Here is a 15,763-nt window from a genome sequence, read left to right as displayed (position 1 = left end):
TCGCTCAGTCGCTACTCAGGACGAACGGATTAAGAGAGACCAGATGGCCGATAACGATTCCGTCCTCACCGCCGCCGCCGCCTGGAAAGGCGCACCGATGGCGATCGCCACCGTCGTCTCGACCTGGGGCTCTGCCCCGCGTCCGCGCGGCAGCCATATGCTCGTCCACCAGGATGGCCGGTTCGAAGGATCGGTGTCGGGCGGGTGCGTTGAAAGCGATATCATGGCCGCCGCCGCCGAAGTCATCGCTGGTTCGCCATTCCAGCTGAAACGGTACGGCGTGGCGGATGCTGCCGCCTGGGAAGTCGGACTGCCCTGCGGCGGCGAGATCGAGGTGCTGGTCCAGCCCGTGTCAGCGGAAGGGTTCGACCCCGAATTGTTCGATCGGATCACGGAAGCACGCGAGGCAGGGAGTGCGCTGAGCGTCACGACCGATTTGTCTTCGGGCCAAAGTTCGCTGCGCACGATCGAGGGTGCCGCCTTCATTAACCGATACGAGCCCCCCCGTCGGTTGCTGATCATCGGCGCCGTCCAGATCGCCCAGGCGCTGGCGGGACTCGCCCGTGAACTTGGCATCCAAACGATCGTTATCGATCCCCGCGCTCGCTTCCTTACCGAAGCGCGTTTTCCCGGCGTGACGCTTGATGATCGCTGGCCGGATGAAGCGGTTGCGGCCTATGCGCCCGGTCCCGTGACGGCGGTGGTGACCCTCAGCCACGATACCAAGATTGACGATCCCGCGCTGATCGCGGCGCTCGCGGCCCCTACCGGCTATGTCGGCGCGCTTGGTTCGCGTCGCAGCCATGCCGCGCGGCGCGAACGACTGGCAGCAGCCGGCGTTAGCGAGGCTGATCTCGACCGGATCGATGCCCCCGTCGGCCTGGATATCGGCGCCATCGGTCCGGCCGAAATCGCGCTGTCGGTCGCCGCCGCGATGGTCGCTGCTTTCCACGCCACCGCGCGATGATCGCCGCCGAGCGGACCTTGCTGGTGCTGCTCGCCGCCGGGCAATCGCGGCGCTTTGGTGACGGTGACAAGCTGGCGGTTGATTTTCTTGGCCAGCCGCTCGCGTTGCACGTCGTCACAGCACTCGCCGGGGTACCGTTTCTGCAACGGGTGGCGATTGTCTCGGGCACCCGGATTGATTTTGCCAGCCATGGCTACGGCGAGATCGTTAATCCGGCGCCGGAGACGGGATTGTCGGGCTCGGTAAGGCTCGGCATTGCTGCGGCACAGGCGCTCGGGGCATCGGCGGTGCTGATCGCGCTCGCGGATATGCCGCGCGTGACGGCGGCGCATTTCCGCCGCCTGCTCGACGCTGCCGACAGCGTCGATGCCGTCATCGCGTCAAGCGATGGCCGCCACCCAAGCCCGCCCGCGCTTTTCGCTGCCGGCTGTTTTGATGCGTTGTTGCGCGCTGAGGGCGACGAAGGCGGTCGCGCGTTGATTCGCGCTGGCCAGCATGTCGTCGCCAGCCCCGAAGAGCTGATCGACATCGATACGCCCGAAGATCTGGAGCATCTGCGCGCGCTGGTGTGATCCTCACCAGCTGCCGAAATTGGGGGTATTGGGCATCGGCGGGCCCTGGCGCGATACGCGATCCTGACCATAGCGCCGCCTTTTGCGCAACATCAGTGTCGGCCAATCGCCCATCGTTATCCGGCCGACCGGCACCAACCCCTGCCGCCGATACGCCGCCACAACATTGGCGGCCTGACTGGTCAGCAGCCCGGCCAGCACCAAATTGCCGCCCGGGGCGACCGCCATGCCAATGCTCGGGGCGAGTGCGATTAATGGACCGGCCAGGATATTGGCAATCACCAGATCATAGGGCGCGCGCGTAATCAGCAGGGGATGCTGCAACCCCGGTGCGGTGGCGAGGGCGATTTGCCCGCGATGTTTGCCAAGGGCGACGCCGTTGATCGCTGCATTTTCCGCCGTCACCGCAATCGATGCCGGATCAATGTCGGACGCCGTTGCATAGGCCTTGGGCCAAAGATGCATCGCGGCAAAGCCAAGCAAGCCGGTCCCAGTGCCGATATCAATCAGGTTGCGCACCTGCACGCCGCTGCGCCTCAATTCGTCCAGCATCGTGAGACAGCCGCTGGTCGTGTCGTGATGACCGGTGCCAAAGGCGCGGCTCGCTTCGATCTGGAAGGCGCGCATGCCGGGCGGCGTCTTCGTCGCATTGGACGCCGTGTGGACGAAAAAGCGGCCCGCCGTCACCGGTGCCAGCCCGGCCTGGCTCATTGTCACCCAATCGGCATCGACAATCCGTTCGGGTCGCGCCTTGTGCCGGGCCGCGCTGGGCACAAGCGCGCGGATCGTCTTCAGCGTGGCGGCACTCGGCTTGCCCTCAAAATAGGCTTCAAGCTGCCAATCATTGGCATCGTCCGGCGTCAGCTCGCAGGTCATCAAGACTGGAGGTGGAAATAGGCCCAGATCATCGCTCGCATCGATCGCCTCAGCCTCGGCACGGGTGCAGGGCAAGGTGACCTTCCAGCTATCGGACATAGCTGGCGCCGTTGACGTCGATCACGCTGCCGGTCATCGACGGCGGCGCATCAATCGCCAGAAAACGGGCAGCGGTGGCCACTTCATCGGGCATGGCGACCCGGCCAAGCGGAATGTCGGCGAGCAATTTGTCGCCCCCTCTGCTTGCCAGATAGTCCTCGGCCATGCCGGTCATCGTAAAGCCGGGGCAGATTGCGAATGCCAAAATGCCGTCGCGCGCATAGCCACGCGCGATCGTTTTGGTCATTGCCACCATCCCGGCTTTGGAGGCGGCATAATGCCAGTGCGCCGGGCTGTCGCCGCGATAGGCGGCGCGGCTGGCGATATTGACGATCCGCCCGCCTGATCCGCGCTGCTGCCAGTGGCGCACCGCCAAGCGGCAGAGTTCGGCCGAGGCGGTCAGGTTGACGCGCATCGTCCGTTCCCAATTGGCGACCCAGGCGGCATCATCCTGATCGATCGGATTATCGTCGAAAATCCCGGCATTGTTGATCAGCACGTCGATCGTGCCGCCCAACTGATCAAGCGCTGCTTGCCACAGCGCCGCCGGGGCATCCGCCTTGCTGAAATCGGCAGCGATTCCGCTCTTCGTGCCGTGCCCGATCAGCATGACTTCAGGCAAATCGAGCGCGCTTGCAATCGCCGCGCCGATGCCGCGTGACGAGCCTGTCAGGAGAATATTTTTCATTCAAACAGTTTAGCGGTTCCCCGCCGGTTCGTCACCCCGGCGTGCGTTTCGAGTGTGCCGGCGCAACCGAATTGGCGGTGCCGTTAAGCCGCAACGCTGGCCGAAAACGTATCGGCGGCGCCCTTCAACCCGCCGAGCCGATCATCGACTTCACCAAAGGCGCGTTCGAGCGAATCGAAATCGCTGGCGACGGCCTCGGTGTCCGCGCGGATCGTGGCGATGGTATGCGACATTGAATCGGCGGTAAGCGCGGTTTCGTCGACGCTGGCGGTAATTGCGGTCACGGTCTGCGCCTGGGTTTCCATCGCGCGGCGAATCTTGTCGGCAGACGCTTGCACCTCGGCGACGGTCGATCGGATCGAACTGGTCGTCTCGACGCTTGATCGCGTGGCGGCCTGAATCGCAGCGATTTTGCTGGCGATATCATCGGTCGCGCGCGCGGTCTGGTTGGCCAGGCTTTTCACTTCCTGTGCCACCACTGCAAAGCCGCGCCCGGCATCGCCAGCGCGTGCGGCTTCAATCGTCGCGTTGAGCGCCAGCAAATTGGTCTGCCCGGCAATGTCGCGGATCAACCCCAGGATCGATTCGATCGATTTGGCGTGGTCGCTCAGCGCCTCTGACATGCCGACCGCGGCCCCTGCCTGGCCGCTCGCACGGGTGGCGATATCGGCCGCCGCTTCGACTTCTTGGCGGACATCTTCAATCGCGTGGATCAGCCCGGCCGCCGTTTGTGCTGCCTCGCGCATCGCGAGCGCCGATTCCTCCGCAGCATTGGCGACTTCAGAGGTTTTGCCCAGGATGCCACGCGCCGAACGTGATGCTTTTTGCGCTTGCACGCGAATCCGGTTGCCCAGCGCCGCCGTGCCTTCGATCGACGTGGCAATGCTCTCGCGAAACTGCGCTGATCGGCTGCCGCGCTCCTCACGGGCGAGCTGGGCATCGCGCATGCCAAGATAGGTGGTCATCACATCGGCCTCGACCAGCGCGAGCCGCTGGACGATATCGGCAAGGTGCTGAATGCGCTGCGTATCGCCGCCCAGCTTGGCAGCAATGATCGCCAGCGTCCGGCTATGCGCCAGGCTGAGCGAGGACAGCAGCGCCGGCAGCGGAATCTTGCCTTCATGGGTTTCGCTGGCATGGTTGAAGGCCTTGCGCATCCATTTGTCGCCAAAGGGATCGGCATATTTCAACCGCGTATATTGCGCGCTCTTCTGGACGCGCAGCGCCACAATATCATCGCTCAGCAGGCTACGGATATGGGCCGTGACGTCGAGCGACAGATAATGCTGCCAAAACGCCCCGGCGATATCTTCTTCCGATCCGGCGACCAGGCGCGAGATTTCTGCCGCGCCCGCGCCAATCGCCCCATCCCAGTCATAATCGCCAACACATTGCGCGGCCGATCGTGCAGTACCGCTCCACCCCCCTAACGCCGTCCGGTGCAGGTCTGCCATGCCGAAATAATCCTCTTCTTTATGCCGCCACTTTCGAAATGAAGTCGCTAGCAGTCGTCTTCAGGGTGCCGAGCTGGACGTCAAAGGCATCAAAGCCCAGACCGACCCGGTCGATATCGCTGGCGACAGTTTCGGTATCCGCACGGATCGCTGCGATCGTGTGCGACATTGAATCGGCGGCCAGGGCGGTTTCATCAACGCTGGCAGTGATCGCCGTTACGGTCTGCGCCTGCATTTCCATGGCGCGGCGGATTTTTTCGGCCGATGCCTGTACTTCGGCAACGGTCGATCGAATTGACGCATTGGTTTCAACAGTGGAGCGTGTCGCCGACTGAATTGCGGCGATTTTGCCGGCAATGTCATCGGTTGCGCGCGCGGTCTGGTTGGCGAGGCTCTTCACTTCCTGCGCGACGACAGCAAAGCCGCGCCCGGCATCGCCCGCCCGTGCTGCCTCGATGGTAGCATTCAGCGCCAGCAAATTGGTCTGCCCGGCAATGTCGCGGATCAGTCCAAGGATCGATTCGATCGATTTGGCGTGGTCACTCAGCGTTTCGGACATGCCCACGGCTGCCCCCGCCTGACCGCTCGCGCGGGTGGCGATGTCGGCGGCGGCTTCAACCTCGCTCCGCGCATCTTCGATGGCGCGGATCAGCCCGGCGGCGGTTTGTGCCGCTTCGCGCATCGCGACCGCCGATTGTTCGGCAGCGGCGGCAACCTCGGATGTCTTGCCCAGCATACCGCGGGTCGAACTGGAGGTACGGCTCGCCTGGGCGCGCAGCGCACCGCCTTCATGGCTGACACTTTCGACCATTTTGGCAATGCCATCGCGGAATTCGCCGGCCAGTCGGTCGCGGGCGACGCCAGCGCTATGGTCGCGATAAGCGTTATAAATCGCCACGGTGATCTCGCCTTCCAGCGCGGACAGCCGCATCAGCGTATCGATCAAGGCCGGCAATTTGGGGTCGGCGCGGTCGATCCGGCGCATCAAAATGTCGAGTGCGGCGCGGTCGCTGGCATTGATCATCGACAGCAAGGCCATTGGCGTCACCCCGCCGACATAGGCAGAGGCCACCGATCGCTCGATCGATTCGACCCAGTCTCGTCCGCTGGTGTTCAGGAAACGGTTGCGCAGAAAAGTAACGCCAAGATCGATCATTTTGGCGGTTTCATGGGGGGCCCAGGTGCGTTCATCGGCAAAGCAGCGCAGCCATTGCTGCCAATACGCTTCGGAAACGACGGTGATCTCTGCTTCCAGCGATGCCCAGACGTCCCTGCTGGCGGCGGCCAGCGATCCGTCGAAATCAAACACCCGCAATCGCGCAGACAAATCGATTGCAGCGGCAACGGTGCCAATCGCGGGCAAAGCATGGCTATTCAAGGAAATACCTCCATGTTGACGCGCCAGGGAACGCGGCGAGTCACAAACTCAAAGCCGGGACTATCCCGATTTGGTTAAGGGCTGGTTAGGAAGCGGGCTTGGCTGGCCGTTTTTCGGCAATCGCCGCATTGATAATGCAGATGATTTCAAACCAGCCCTTGTGCCGGGTTGCATCGCCACGGCTCACGGCTAATACGGCGGCACAGCAAGCAAGGATTCCGTCTTGGCCACCCAACCATCCGTCGCTCCCCCTTCTGCGACACGCCCGCGCTCGCCGCACCTCACCATCTGGAAATGGGGGCCGCATATGCTGGTCTCCATCCTGCACCGGGCGACCGGGGATGGGATGGCAACAATAGGTACCGTGCTGTTCGTTTGGTGGCTGGCCGCCCTTGCCGGTGGCGAGGCGGCTTATGCGCAGTTTCTGGACATTTTTACCGTCCAATCGGGCGCGCTCAACGGGATCGGCTATGTGTTCGGCATTGGCCTCACCTTTGCTTTTTTCCAGCATATGGCCAGCGGCATTCGCCACTTGCTGCTTGATACCGGTGCCGGGTTTGAATTGAAGACCAACAAGCTCTGGGCACAATCGACGATGATCGTATCGGTGGTGCTGACGGTCGCTTATTGGGCCTATTTGCTGGCGGGGAAATAATCATGGGTAGCGGAACCGAACTCGGCCGCGTGCGCGGCCTAGGCTCGTCGAACGAAGGCGCGCATCATTGGTGGCATCAGCGGCTGACCGCCGGTGGCAATCTGGTGTTGATGCTGTGGTTCTTCGCCTCAATGGCGCTGCTCCCCCAGCATGATTATGCAACGCTGAAGCTTTGGCTATCCAGCCCGCTCGCCGCCATTCCGATGATCCTGCTGGTCGCCAGCACTTTCTATCATTTCCGTATGGGGTTGCAGGTGCTGATTGAGGATTATCAGCACGGCGCGATGCGCGTTGCGCTGATGGTGCTGCTGACCTTCTTCACGCTTGGTGCTGCAACCATTGCCATCTTCTCGATCCTGAAAATCGCTTTCGTCGCCGGAGCACCGCTCGCATGACCGCTGCCTACAAGATCATCGATCACACCTATGACGCGGTTGTTGTTGGCGCGGGCGGCTCGGGCCTGCGCGCGACGATGGGCATCGCCGAAAGCGGCCTGAAAACGGCGTGCATCACCAAGGTGTTCCCGACCCGCAGCCACACGGTGGCGGCGCAAGGTGGGATCGCTGCGTCGCTCGGCAATATGGGCCCGGACCACTGGACCTGGCACATGTATGATACCGTCAAGGGCTCCGACTGGCTCGGTGACCAGGACGCGATCGAATATCTCTGCCGCGAGGCGCCTGCCGCCGTCTACGAGCTGGAACATGCCGGCGTGCCGTTCAGCCGCACTGAAGAGGGCAAAATCTATCAGCGCCCGTTCGGCGGCATGATGCAGAATATGGGCGAGGGGCCACCCGCGCAGCGCACGTGCGCTGCCGCTGACCGCACCGGCCATGCGATGCTCCACGCGCTCTACCAGCAGAGCCTGAAATATGACGCTGACTTCTTTATCGAATATTTCGCGCTCGACCTGATCATGGAGAACGGCGTCTGCCGGGGCGTGATCGCCTTGTGCATGGATGACGGATCGATCCACCGTTTCCGCAGCCACCAGACCGTTCTGGCGACGGGCGGCTATGGCCGCTGCTATTTCTCGGCGACCTCGGCACATACCTGCACCGGCGACGGCGGCGGCATGGTGCTGCGCGCGGGGCTGCCGCTGCAGGACATGGAGTTCGTCCAGTTCCACCCGACCGGCATTTACGGCGCAGGCGTGCTGATCACCGAAGGCGCGCGCGGCGAGGGCGGATACCTCACCAATAGCGAAGGCGAGCGCTTCATGGAGCGCTATGCCCCGAGCGCCAAGGACCTGGCGTCGCGCGACGTCGTCTCGCGCTCAATGGCGATGGAAATCCGCGAGGGGCGCGGCGTCGGCAAGGAGAAGGACCATATCTATCTCCACCTCGACCATATCGACCCCAAGGTGCTGGCTGAGCGGCTGCCCGGCATCACCGAGACGGGCAAGATCTTCGCGGGCGTCGATCTGACGCGCCAGCCTTTGCCGGTGGCACCGACGGTGCATTACAACATGGGCGGCATCCCCTGTAACTTCCACGGCGAGGTCGTGAACCTGAAGGACGGCAACCCCGACAGCGTCGTCCCCGGCCTGTTCGCGGTGGGCGAGGCGGCGTGCGTTTCGGTCCACGGCGCCAACCGTTTGGGCTCCAACTCGCTGATCGATCTGGTGGTGTTCGGCCGTGCGACCGGCAAGCGCATTGCCGAGATCACTCGCCCACAGGGCGCGCACAATCCGCTGCCCAAGGGCTCGGAAGAATTGTCGCTCGGCCGGCTCGATCATTTCCGCAATGCCAAGGGCAGCAAACCAACCGCCCAAATCCGCGGCGAAATGCAGCGCACGATGCAGAAGAACTGCGCCGTTTTCCGCGACAACGCGCTGCTGGCCGAGGGCAAGCAAAAGATGGCCGAGATCTACGCATCGATGGCCGATGTCGGCATCGTCGACCGCTCGCTGATCTGGAACACCGATCTGGTCGAAACGCTCGAACTCGATAACCTGCTCGCCCAGGCGGTGGTAACGGTGAACTCCGCCGCCAACCGCCAGGAATCACGCGGCGCGCATGTCAACGAAGACTTCCCCAACCGCGACGACGCCAACTGGATGAAGCACACCATCGCGACGTTCGACGGCTGGGGCGGCAAGGGCGGTGCAGTCGCGATCGATTACCGCCCGGTGCACGATTACACGCTGACCGACGACATTGAGTATATCAAGCCGAAGAAGCGGGTTTATTGATGGATGGGTCGGCGTGACGGTCGACAGCTAACGATGTGCCCGATCACCCGCTTTCGCTACGGCGTGCAAAGCGTTATGATAATCTAAAGGAGCAACAAATGACCCTTTGGACCTTGCACGCCGGTTATGATCCCGAAGCGCGTGTCTGGTATACGCTTGATTGCGATGTGCCGGGCTTGGTCACCGAGGGCGACACGCTCGAACATTTGCGCGATCGCGCTGCTGCCGTTCTGCCCGAACTGATTGCCGACAACATCCATTTGATCGCCGAAGATCGCCGCCAAGGTCCCCACTCACTCCGGCTCGTCGCCTTCCACGAAAGTACCATCCCGGTCGCGGCGTAATGGGCAGCGGTTATGGCAGGGACCTGAAACGCGCGCTGGCGGCGAACGGCTGTTATTTTGTGCGACAGGGCAAGGGCGATCACGAAATCTGTTCAGTCCAATCACTGGCCTGACCTTCACGGTCGATGCCAGCACCCGTAAGCTCTATACCGCCAATGCAATTCTCAAGCAGGCAGGCGTAAAAAAGAAGCTCTAGCCCACCCGCTCCAGCCGATCCGCCAACCACATCTTGATCAGGGCCTGTCGCGTCACGCCGCGTCGCTTTGCCTCGTAGTCCATGCGGTTCACCATCGCTTCGGGCAGATCGAGATTGACCCGCCGCTTTCCCAACCCGGAAACCTTGGCCTTTCCCCAATCGAAGTAGGCGCTAACGTCCTCTCCGGCATCAAACCGCCGATCAAGTTCCTCGGCGGAAATCGGCTCGGGGGCTGCGTCAACGATGAGCTTGCTGGGCTTGTTCATACAAAAGCTCCTCGTCTTTTCGCGCCCGCCGCACCGAGATGATCCGGGTCACGCCATCCCGCTTGGTTGTTACCGCCGTCCATCGCTTGCCGCCAATCTCGCCAATCACCATGTCTCGGGCTTCTTGTTCAACGATTGTTCGAGACGGGATTGTTACTTTCACACCTACCCAAAGGCCCTGCGCTTCCACGAAATCGATCCCGTGCTTGGCCTTGTTGGCCGCGCTCTTGGCGGGGTCGAAGTCGAACATTGTCCATTGCATAGCGTAAAAAAGGTATAATTTCTACTCAATCCAATCCCCGTTGACACTTTTACCGCGAAGCGCCGTAATGCTGCGCGGTAACAAGGGGGCTTGGTTTTGCAGGGAATGGCGGCGTTTCGAATCATTTGCGTGGTGTTGCTTGCCGCGCTTGCGGGTGCCTCCACCGCGCAGCGCCCCACCTATCGTGCCCCGCAGCATACCCGCGCGCCACTGCCGGTTGGCGCGACGCCGGAAGACTTTGTCGCCTTTGCCAATGGCGGCATGCAGATAGAGCGGGATCGTGCGCCTGATGACGAGCTGGCTGAGCATCGTCGCCTGGTCAGCGCGCTCGATGGCTTGTTGCCCCAGCGCAAGGGCATGGTTGATGCCTATGTGGTGTCGATCGCGCTTGATAGCGATCCGGTGTTCGGGCGCGAAGCGCGTGAGGCGGCGAAGGTGCTCGCGCGGCGCTATGACGCGGCTGGCCGCACGATCGTGCTGGCGGGCAGCGACGGCACCGGTCCCAGCGATTTGCCGCGCGGGTCGCCCGGCCATCTTGCGCTGGCCCTCGCCCGCATCGCCGAACTCATCGACAAGAGCGAGGATGGGTTGGTACTCTACACCACCAGCCACGGCGCGCCGATTGGGATCATCTATAACGATGCCGATCAGGGTTATGGCGCCATCTCGCCCAATCGGCTGGCGGCGGTGCTCGGCGCGCTTGGGGTTGATCGGCGGCTCGTCATTGTCAGCGCCTGTTATTCGGGCAGCTTTGTCCCTGCGCTCGCCAATGCCGATACCGCGATCCTTACCGCCTCCGCCGGCGATCGAACGTCATTCGGCTGCCAGTCCGATAATGACTGGACCTTCTATGGCGACGCGCTGATCAACCATGCGCTGCGCAAAGCCCAGCCGTTAGCCGCCGCCAGTGCGGAGGCTGTGGCGCTGGTCGGCCAGTGGGAGCAGCAGGGGCGGCTCAAACCATCGCTGCCGCAAGTGCTGATTGGCGACCGGGCGACCGCGTGGCTGGCACAGCTAGACCGGCGGACCCCCGCGGCAACGACGGCATCGGTCGGGCGCCCGGCGACGGCGCTGCTCGACCAGCGCTAACGCCAGCGCAGATTGGCCCTGCTCAGATCGGCCACTGATTTAGCGCCCATTAGCTTCATATCGCGGATAATCTCTGCCTGAAGATTGCCGAGCGTCCGTTCCACCCCGGCCTGGCCCGCCGCCGCCAGCGCATAAAGATAGAGCCGCCCGCCCGAACACGCCTTGGCGCCAACGCTCAGCGCCTTCAACACATGGCTGCCACGCGTGATGCCGCCGTCGCAAATTACATCGATCTTGTCGCCCACCGCATCGACGATCTCCGCCAGTTGATCGAAGGGTGCGCGCGATCCGTCCAGTTGCCGCCCGCCATGGTTGGAGACCATGATCGCCGTCGCGCCGATATCGACCGCGCGCTGCGCATCGCCCACCGACATGATCCCCTTCAGGCAGAATTCCCCACTCCAATCGGCGCGGATCGCTTCGGCGGTCTTCCAGTCAAGCGACTGATCGAGCATCTTGGTGAAATACTCGCCGACCGACATCGATTTGCGCGACCCCTCGTCGAGATGGTCTTTCAGGTTGGAAAGCTCGAATGGCTCACGCAGCAGATAATCCAGCGTCCAGCGCGGGTGCATCGCAAAGCTGAGCGCTGACGATGGCGTGATGCGCGGCGGCGAGGTGAAGCCCGTCCGCAGGCACCGCTCGCGGTTTCCCCCGACGATCGTATCGACCGTCAGCGCAATCGCATCGAATTTCGCCGCCTTGCACGCGGCGATCATGGCGGCGTTCAGCCCCTTGTCTTTGTGGACATAGAGCTGGAATAATTTGGGTGAGGCAATCGTCCGCCCAATCTCTTCAATGCTCACTGTGGCGAGCGAGGAGATTCCGAACCAGGTATCGAATTTCTCCGCCGCTGCCGCCACCGCCCGCTCGCCGCGCCAGTGGAACAGCCGTTGCAGCGCGGTGGGGGACAGGAACAGCGGCATCGCGATGCGCTTGCCCATCACGGTCACCCTGGTGTCGATCTCCTGCACGCCGGCGAGCACATTGGGTACCAGGTCGCAATCGTCGAAAGCGGCGGTATTGCGCCGTCGCGTTACCTCGTCGTCCGCCGCGCCGTCGATGTAATGAAACACCGGCCCCGGCAGCCGCGCTTTGGCCAGCCGCCTGAAATCATCCACATTATGGCACTGGTCGAGCCGCATTGCCGCTGGCTAGGCGGCTCGACCAGCAAGGGCAAGGCTTCAGATCGTGAAGCCGCCATCGACGTCGATTGCGGCACCGGTGATATAGCTTGCCTCATCGCTGGCAAGGAAAGCGGCGAGCGCTGCCACTTCTTCGACCTTGCCATACCGGCCCAGCGCGACATGCGGTGTCAGGACCGACGCGAACGGCCCATCGGCAGGGTTCAGATCGGTATCGATCGGACCCGGCTGAATGACGTTGACCAATATGCCGCGCGGGCCAAGATCGCGTGCCCAACCGCGTGCAAGGCCAGCAACCGCCGCCTTGGTCGCGCCATAGACGGCACCACCGGCGACCGGCATCGAATGGGCGTTGATGCTGCCGATGATCAAGATACGCCCGCCATCGCTCAGCAAGGGCACGGCTGCCTTGGTGCCAGCAAACACGCCGTCGACATTGATCGCAAAAGTCTTGTCGAAATTGTCCTGCGTGTCGGCGCTGATCGGCGCGAAATTGGCGATGCCGGCATTGTGGACGAGAATGTCGAGCCCGCCCAGCGCAGTTGCAGCCTCTTGCACCGCCGCTGCCGTCGCGGCCCCGTCAGCCGCATCGGCCTGGATCGCCAGTCCTTTTCGCCCGCTGGCGGTGATCGCGGCAACCGTCTGATTGGCCGCTGTCTGATTGCCTGCATAGGTGATGACGACATCGGCCCCGTCTTCGGCCAGCCGTTTTGCGATCGCCGCGCCAATGCCGCGCGATCCGCCCGTAACCAGTGCCTTTTTGCCGTCCAGTTTCTTGCTCATGATCTTCGTCTCTCCGCGCCGGGAACGATCGGGCTGACCGTCGGCGTCGCGAGGAGAGATGGGGCGGCGGGACGATGGATCAATCGGCGGCGGCTGAGGAAAACTTCGCGGCAATAAACATTCCCGATTGTTGCCCACAAATGTTTGCGACCCCGCGCGCCCTCATGTATCGGCTATCGGCGGGGGCCGGTGATGCCCCTCGCCAGCAATGGGACGCGTTACACAATGGCCGAATTTTTTCTTCCCGCGAACAGCAAGGTCAAGCCGCAGGGCAAGGTCCACAAGGCAGCGTCAGGCGCCACGCGGATCAAGAAATTCAAAATCTATCGCTATGATCCCGATAGCGGCCAGAACCCGCATTTCGATACGTTTGAGGTTGATCTCGACTCCTGCGGCCCAATGGTGCTCGACGCGCTGATCAAGATGAAGGCCGAGCAGGATTCGTCGCTCACCTTCCGCCGATCGTGCCGTGAGGGGATTTGCGGGTCGTGCTCGATGAATATCGATGGCAGCAACACGCTCGCCTGCACCAAGGCGATTGAGGATGTGAAGGGCGATGTCCAGATCACGCCGCTCCCTGCGATGAGCGTGATCAAGGATCTCGTCCCCGATTTCACGCATTTCTACGCGCAATATGCCTCGATCAAGCCGTGGTTGCAGACCGTCACGCCGCCGCCTTCGGGCAAGGAGCGGCTCCAGTCGCCGGCGGATCGCGCCAAGCTTGACGGGCTCTATGAGTGCATCCTGTGCGCCTGCTGCTCGACCAGCTGCCCGAGCTATTGGTGGAATGCCGACAAGTTCTTGGGCCCGGCTATCCTGCTCCAGGCCTATCGCTGGCTCGCCGACAGCCGCGACGAGATGACCGGTGAGCGGCTCGACGAGCTGGAGGATCCGTTCCGGCTCTATCGCTGCCACACCATCATGAATTGCGCCAATGTCTGCCCCAAGGGCCTGAACCCGGCCAAGGCGATTGCCGAGATCAAGAAGATGGAAGTCGAACGCGTGGTGTGACGCGCGGCGACTGGTGATCTGGGAGCCCGTTTGTTGGCGGGGCCCGTTCCCGCCGAACGCTTGCCCTTTTTTCGCCTTTAGTCGCCACTAGCCGATGAGCATCGTTGACGCGGCGGATTGAGGGACTGGTTGTTGAGCGCTTCACCCCATTTCATCTATCATGAATCGCCCGATCACCCCGGCTGGATGACGTGGGAACTCAACGACCCGACACGCTTCAACAGCCTGTTCGGGCCGTTCCTGCTCAAGGTGGAAGGGCATATGGCGCGTGTCCGGATGCAGCCAGCGCATGTCCACACCAATTTGTCGGGCCGGATCCATGGCGGTGCGCTGCTCGGCTTTATCGATATTGCGCTGTTCGCCGCTTCGCGCGGGTTCGGACTGATCGAGGCGGGGACAGCGGTGACGCTTGATCTGTCGACTCAGTTTATCGGCGCAGGCTCTGCCGAATCGCCGCTTGAAGCGCAGGTCGAATTGCTCAAGGAAACCGGGCGATTGCTGTTTCTGCGCGGGCTGATCGTCCAGGCGGATAGCGACGAACGGATCGCCGCCTTTGCGGGCACGATCCGCAAGCCCAGCCCGAAGCCCAGTCCGATACCAAGTGCCATCCCATGACCTTCGTGCTTGATCGCTATAATCAATTGTTGCGGGCGGGCGAATTACGGCCTGATCGCGAACAGCAGGCCGCCGTTTTGGCGCTGGCGGCACTCGCGACCGATCTGGAGGCGACCCCCAAGCGCGGCTCAGTGCTGTGGCGCGCGCTTGGTCGCCCGCCAGAGCCGCCCAAGGGCGTCTATCTGTGGGGCGGGGTCGGGCGCGGCAAATCGATGCTGATGGATTTGTTCTTCAGCTGCGTCGATATCCGCCGCAAGCGCCGCGTGCATTTTCACGAATTCATGCTCGAAGTGCATCAGCGGCTTGCCGAGGAGCGCAAGAAAGAGGCCGGCGATCCGATCGCCCCGGTTGCCGCCGCGATGGTCGGCGAAGCGCGGCTGATCGCGTTTGATGAGATGGTCGTCAACAACACTGCCGATGCGGCAATCCTTTCGCGACTCTTCACCGCGATGTGGGCGCGCGGGCTGACGGTGGTTGCCACCTCCAATCGGCCGCCGCAAGATCTCTATAAGGATGGGCTAAATCGCGGGCTGTTCCTGCCCTTTATCGATCTGATCGGTGAAAAGATGACGGTTGTGCCGCTCAACGGGCCGGTCGATTATCGCCGCGATCGGCTCGGTCAGATGGATATGTGGCTGGTCCCCAACGGGCCGGCTGCAACCAAGGCGCTGTCCTCTGCCTTTTTCCGGCTCACTGATTATCCGCCCGAGGATCGCGCGCATGTCCCGACGGAGGATATCCCGGTGCAGGGCGCCCGCACGCTGCACGTGCCCAAAAGCCTCAAAGGCGTATCGGTATTTTCGTTCAAGCGACTCTGTGGCGAACCGCGCGGTGCGGCCGACTATCTGGCGATTGCGCGGCGTTTCCACACCGTCATCATCGTCGGCATTCCCCGGCTCGGGCCGGAAAACCGTAATGAAGCGGCACGGTTCGTCACCCTGGTCGATGCGCTTTATGAGAATAACGTCAAATTGATCGCCGCTGCGGATGCGTCACCTGATCAGCTTTATACAAAGGGCGATGGCGCATTTGAATTTGAACGCACCGCCTCGCGGCTCGAAGAGATGCAATCTGATCGCTATCTTGCAAAGGGGCATGGCGCGGTTTGAGATGATGTGGCACCGCAGTTGCGAAGCAATAGCAATAACGACAGTTTAGCGCAATTTCCT

The 15,763-nt window shown here is 62.5% G+C and carries 18 protein-coding genes; 10 read left to right on the top strand and 8 right to left on the bottom strand.

The window, feature by feature from the left end:
• Window positions 1-43 precede the first annotated feature (43 nt).
• Both B7Y43_RS16510 and B7Y43_RS16505 read left to right on the top strand, forming a co-directional pair.
• Window positions 44-967 (top strand): XdhC family protein, encoded by a 924-nt coding sequence (locus B7Y43_RS16510; RefSeq protein WP_374132774.1) that lies wholly within the window; start codon window positions 44-46, stop codon window positions 965-967.
• Window positions 964-1,539 (top strand): nucleotidyltransferase family protein, encoded by a 576-nt coding sequence (locus B7Y43_RS16505; protein WP_374132773.1) that lies wholly within the window; start codon window positions 964-966, stop codon window positions 1,537-1,539. The genes B7Y43_RS16510 and B7Y43_RS16505 overlap by 4 nt, the downstream gene beginning before the upstream one ends.
• Before the next feature lie 3 nt (window positions 1,540-1,542).
• Here B7Y43_RS16505 and B7Y43_RS16500 read toward each other — a convergent pair whose 3' ends face one another.
• From B7Y43_RS16500 to B7Y43_RS16485, 4 genes are all read right to left on the bottom strand, one after another.
• Window positions 1,543-2,514, bottom strand: coding sequence for a 50S ribosomal protein L11 methyltransferase (locus tag B7Y43_RS16500; protein ID WP_374132772.1), 972 nt, complete (start codon window positions 2,512-2,514; stop codon window positions 1,543-1,545).
• On the bottom strand, window positions 2,504-3,202 hold the full coding sequence (locus B7Y43_RS16495) for an SDR family NAD(P)-dependent oxidoreductase (RefSeq protein WP_374132771.1): 699 nt from the start codon (window positions 3,200-3,202) through the stop codon (window positions 2,504-2,506). Before B7Y43_RS16495 ends, B7Y43_RS16500 begins: the two co-directional genes overlap by 11 nt.
• 83 nt (window positions 3,203-3,285) lie before the next feature.
• On the bottom strand, window positions 3,286-4,656 hold the full coding sequence (locus tag B7Y43_RS16490) for a methyl-accepting chemotaxis protein (RefSeq protein ID WP_374132770.1): 1,371 nt from the start codon (window positions 4,654-4,656) through the stop codon (window positions 3,286-3,288).
• A 19-nt stretch (window positions 4,657-4,675) separates the two neighbouring features.
• Window positions 4,676-6,019, bottom strand: coding sequence for a methyl-accepting chemotaxis protein (locus B7Y43_RS16485; protein ID WP_374132799.1), 1,344 nt, complete (start codon window positions 6,017-6,019; stop codon window positions 4,676-4,678).
• 238 nt (window positions 6,020-6,257) lie between these two features.
• Between B7Y43_RS16485 and sdhC the strand changes: the two genes are divergently transcribed.
• The 4 genes from sdhC (at window position 6,258) to B7Y43_RS16465 (ending at window position 9,227) form a co-directional block, all read left to right on the top strand.
• Window positions 6,258-6,689 (top strand): succinate dehydrogenase, cytochrome b556 subunit, encoded by a 432-nt coding sequence (gene sdhC / locus B7Y43_RS16480; RefSeq protein ID WP_374132769.1) that lies wholly within the window; start codon window positions 6,258-6,260, stop codon window positions 6,687-6,689.
• A gap of 2 nt (window positions 6,690-6,691) precedes the next feature.
• Entirely contained in the window at window positions 6,692-7,084 is a 393-nt protein-coding gene (gene sdhD, locus B7Y43_RS16475) for a succinate dehydrogenase, hydrophobic membrane anchor protein (RefSeq protein WP_374132768.1), read from the top strand.
• A complete protein-coding gene (sdhA, locus tag B7Y43_RS16470; protein ID WP_374132767.1) occupies window positions 7,081-8,883 on the top strand; it encodes a succinate dehydrogenase flavoprotein subunit in 1,803 nt (600 codons plus the stop codon). The genes sdhD and sdhA overlap by 4 nt, the downstream gene beginning before the upstream one ends.
• Before the next feature lie 98 nt (window positions 8,884-8,981).
• On the top strand, window positions 8,982-9,227 hold the full coding sequence (locus B7Y43_RS16465) for a DUF1902 domain-containing protein (protein ID WP_374132766.1): 246 nt from the start codon (window positions 8,982-8,984) through the stop codon (window positions 9,225-9,227).
• Window positions 9,228-9,419: 192 nt separating this feature from the next.
• Here the strand turns inward: B7Y43_RS16465 and brnA are convergent, their stop codons facing one another.
• Window positions 9,420-9,689: a type II toxin-antitoxin system BrnA family antitoxin gene (brnA, locus tag B7Y43_RS16460; protein ID WP_374132765.1), complete on the bottom strand. Its 270-nt coding sequence runs from the start codon at window positions 9,687-9,689 to the stop codon at window positions 9,420-9,422.
• Window positions 9,661-9,939, bottom strand: coding sequence for a BrnT family toxin (locus B7Y43_RS16455; RefSeq protein WP_374132764.1), 279 nt, complete (start codon window positions 9,937-9,939; stop codon window positions 9,661-9,663). Before B7Y43_RS16455 ends, brnA begins: the two co-directional genes overlap by 29 nt.
• A 102-nt stretch (window positions 9,940-10,041) precedes the next feature.
• On the opposite strand from B7Y43_RS16455, the gene B7Y43_RS16450 reads away from it, so the two are divergent.
• Window positions 10,042-11,040 carry a C13 family peptidase gene (locus tag B7Y43_RS16450; protein ID WP_374132763.1) on the top strand — a complete coding sequence of 333 codons (999 nt, stop codon included), beginning with the start codon at window positions 10,042-10,044 and terminating at the stop codon, window positions 11,038-11,040.
• On the opposite strand, the gene B7Y43_RS16445 is transcribed toward B7Y43_RS16450, so the two are convergent.
• Both B7Y43_RS16445 and B7Y43_RS16440 read right to left on the bottom strand, forming a co-directional pair.
• Window positions 11,037-12,185, bottom strand: coding sequence for an alpha-hydroxy acid oxidase (locus tag B7Y43_RS16445; RefSeq protein ID WP_374132762.1), 1,149 nt, complete (start codon window positions 12,183-12,185; stop codon window positions 11,037-11,039). The two genes, B7Y43_RS16450 and B7Y43_RS16445, sit on opposite strands and share 4 nt — an antisense overlap.
• Window positions 12,186-12,224: 39 nt before the next feature.
• Entirely contained in the window at window positions 12,225-12,968 is a 744-nt protein-coding gene (locus B7Y43_RS16440) for an SDR family NAD(P)-dependent oxidoreductase (protein WP_374132761.1), read from the bottom strand.
• Between the two features lie 225 nt (window positions 12,969-13,193).
• On the opposite strand from B7Y43_RS16440, the gene B7Y43_RS16435 reads away from it, so the two are divergent.
• From B7Y43_RS16435 to zapE, 3 genes are all read left to right on the top strand, one after another.
• Window positions 13,194-13,979 carry a succinate dehydrogenase iron-sulfur subunit gene (locus B7Y43_RS16435; protein ID WP_374132760.1) on the top strand — a complete coding sequence of 262 codons (786 nt, stop codon included), beginning with the start codon at window positions 13,194-13,196 and terminating at the stop codon, window positions 13,977-13,979.
• Window positions 13,980-14,111: 132 nt separating this feature from the next.
• Entirely contained in the window at window positions 14,112-14,594 is a 483-nt protein-coding gene (locus B7Y43_RS16430) for a PaaI family thioesterase (RefSeq protein WP_374132759.1), read from the top strand.
• On the top strand, window positions 14,591-15,703 hold the full coding sequence (zapE, locus tag B7Y43_RS16425) for an AFG1/ZapE family ATPase (protein ID WP_374132758.1): 1,113 nt from the start codon (window positions 14,591-14,593) through the stop codon (window positions 15,701-15,703). Before B7Y43_RS16430 ends, zapE begins: the two co-directional genes overlap by 4 nt.
• Window positions 15,704-15,763: the final 60 nt, after the last annotated feature.

The sequence above is a fragment of the Sphingomonas sp. 28-62-20 genome, from assembly GCF_002281505.1.
Note: the sequence above shows the minus strand (reverse complement) of the source record. Positions and strands in the feature narration are given on the sequence as shown.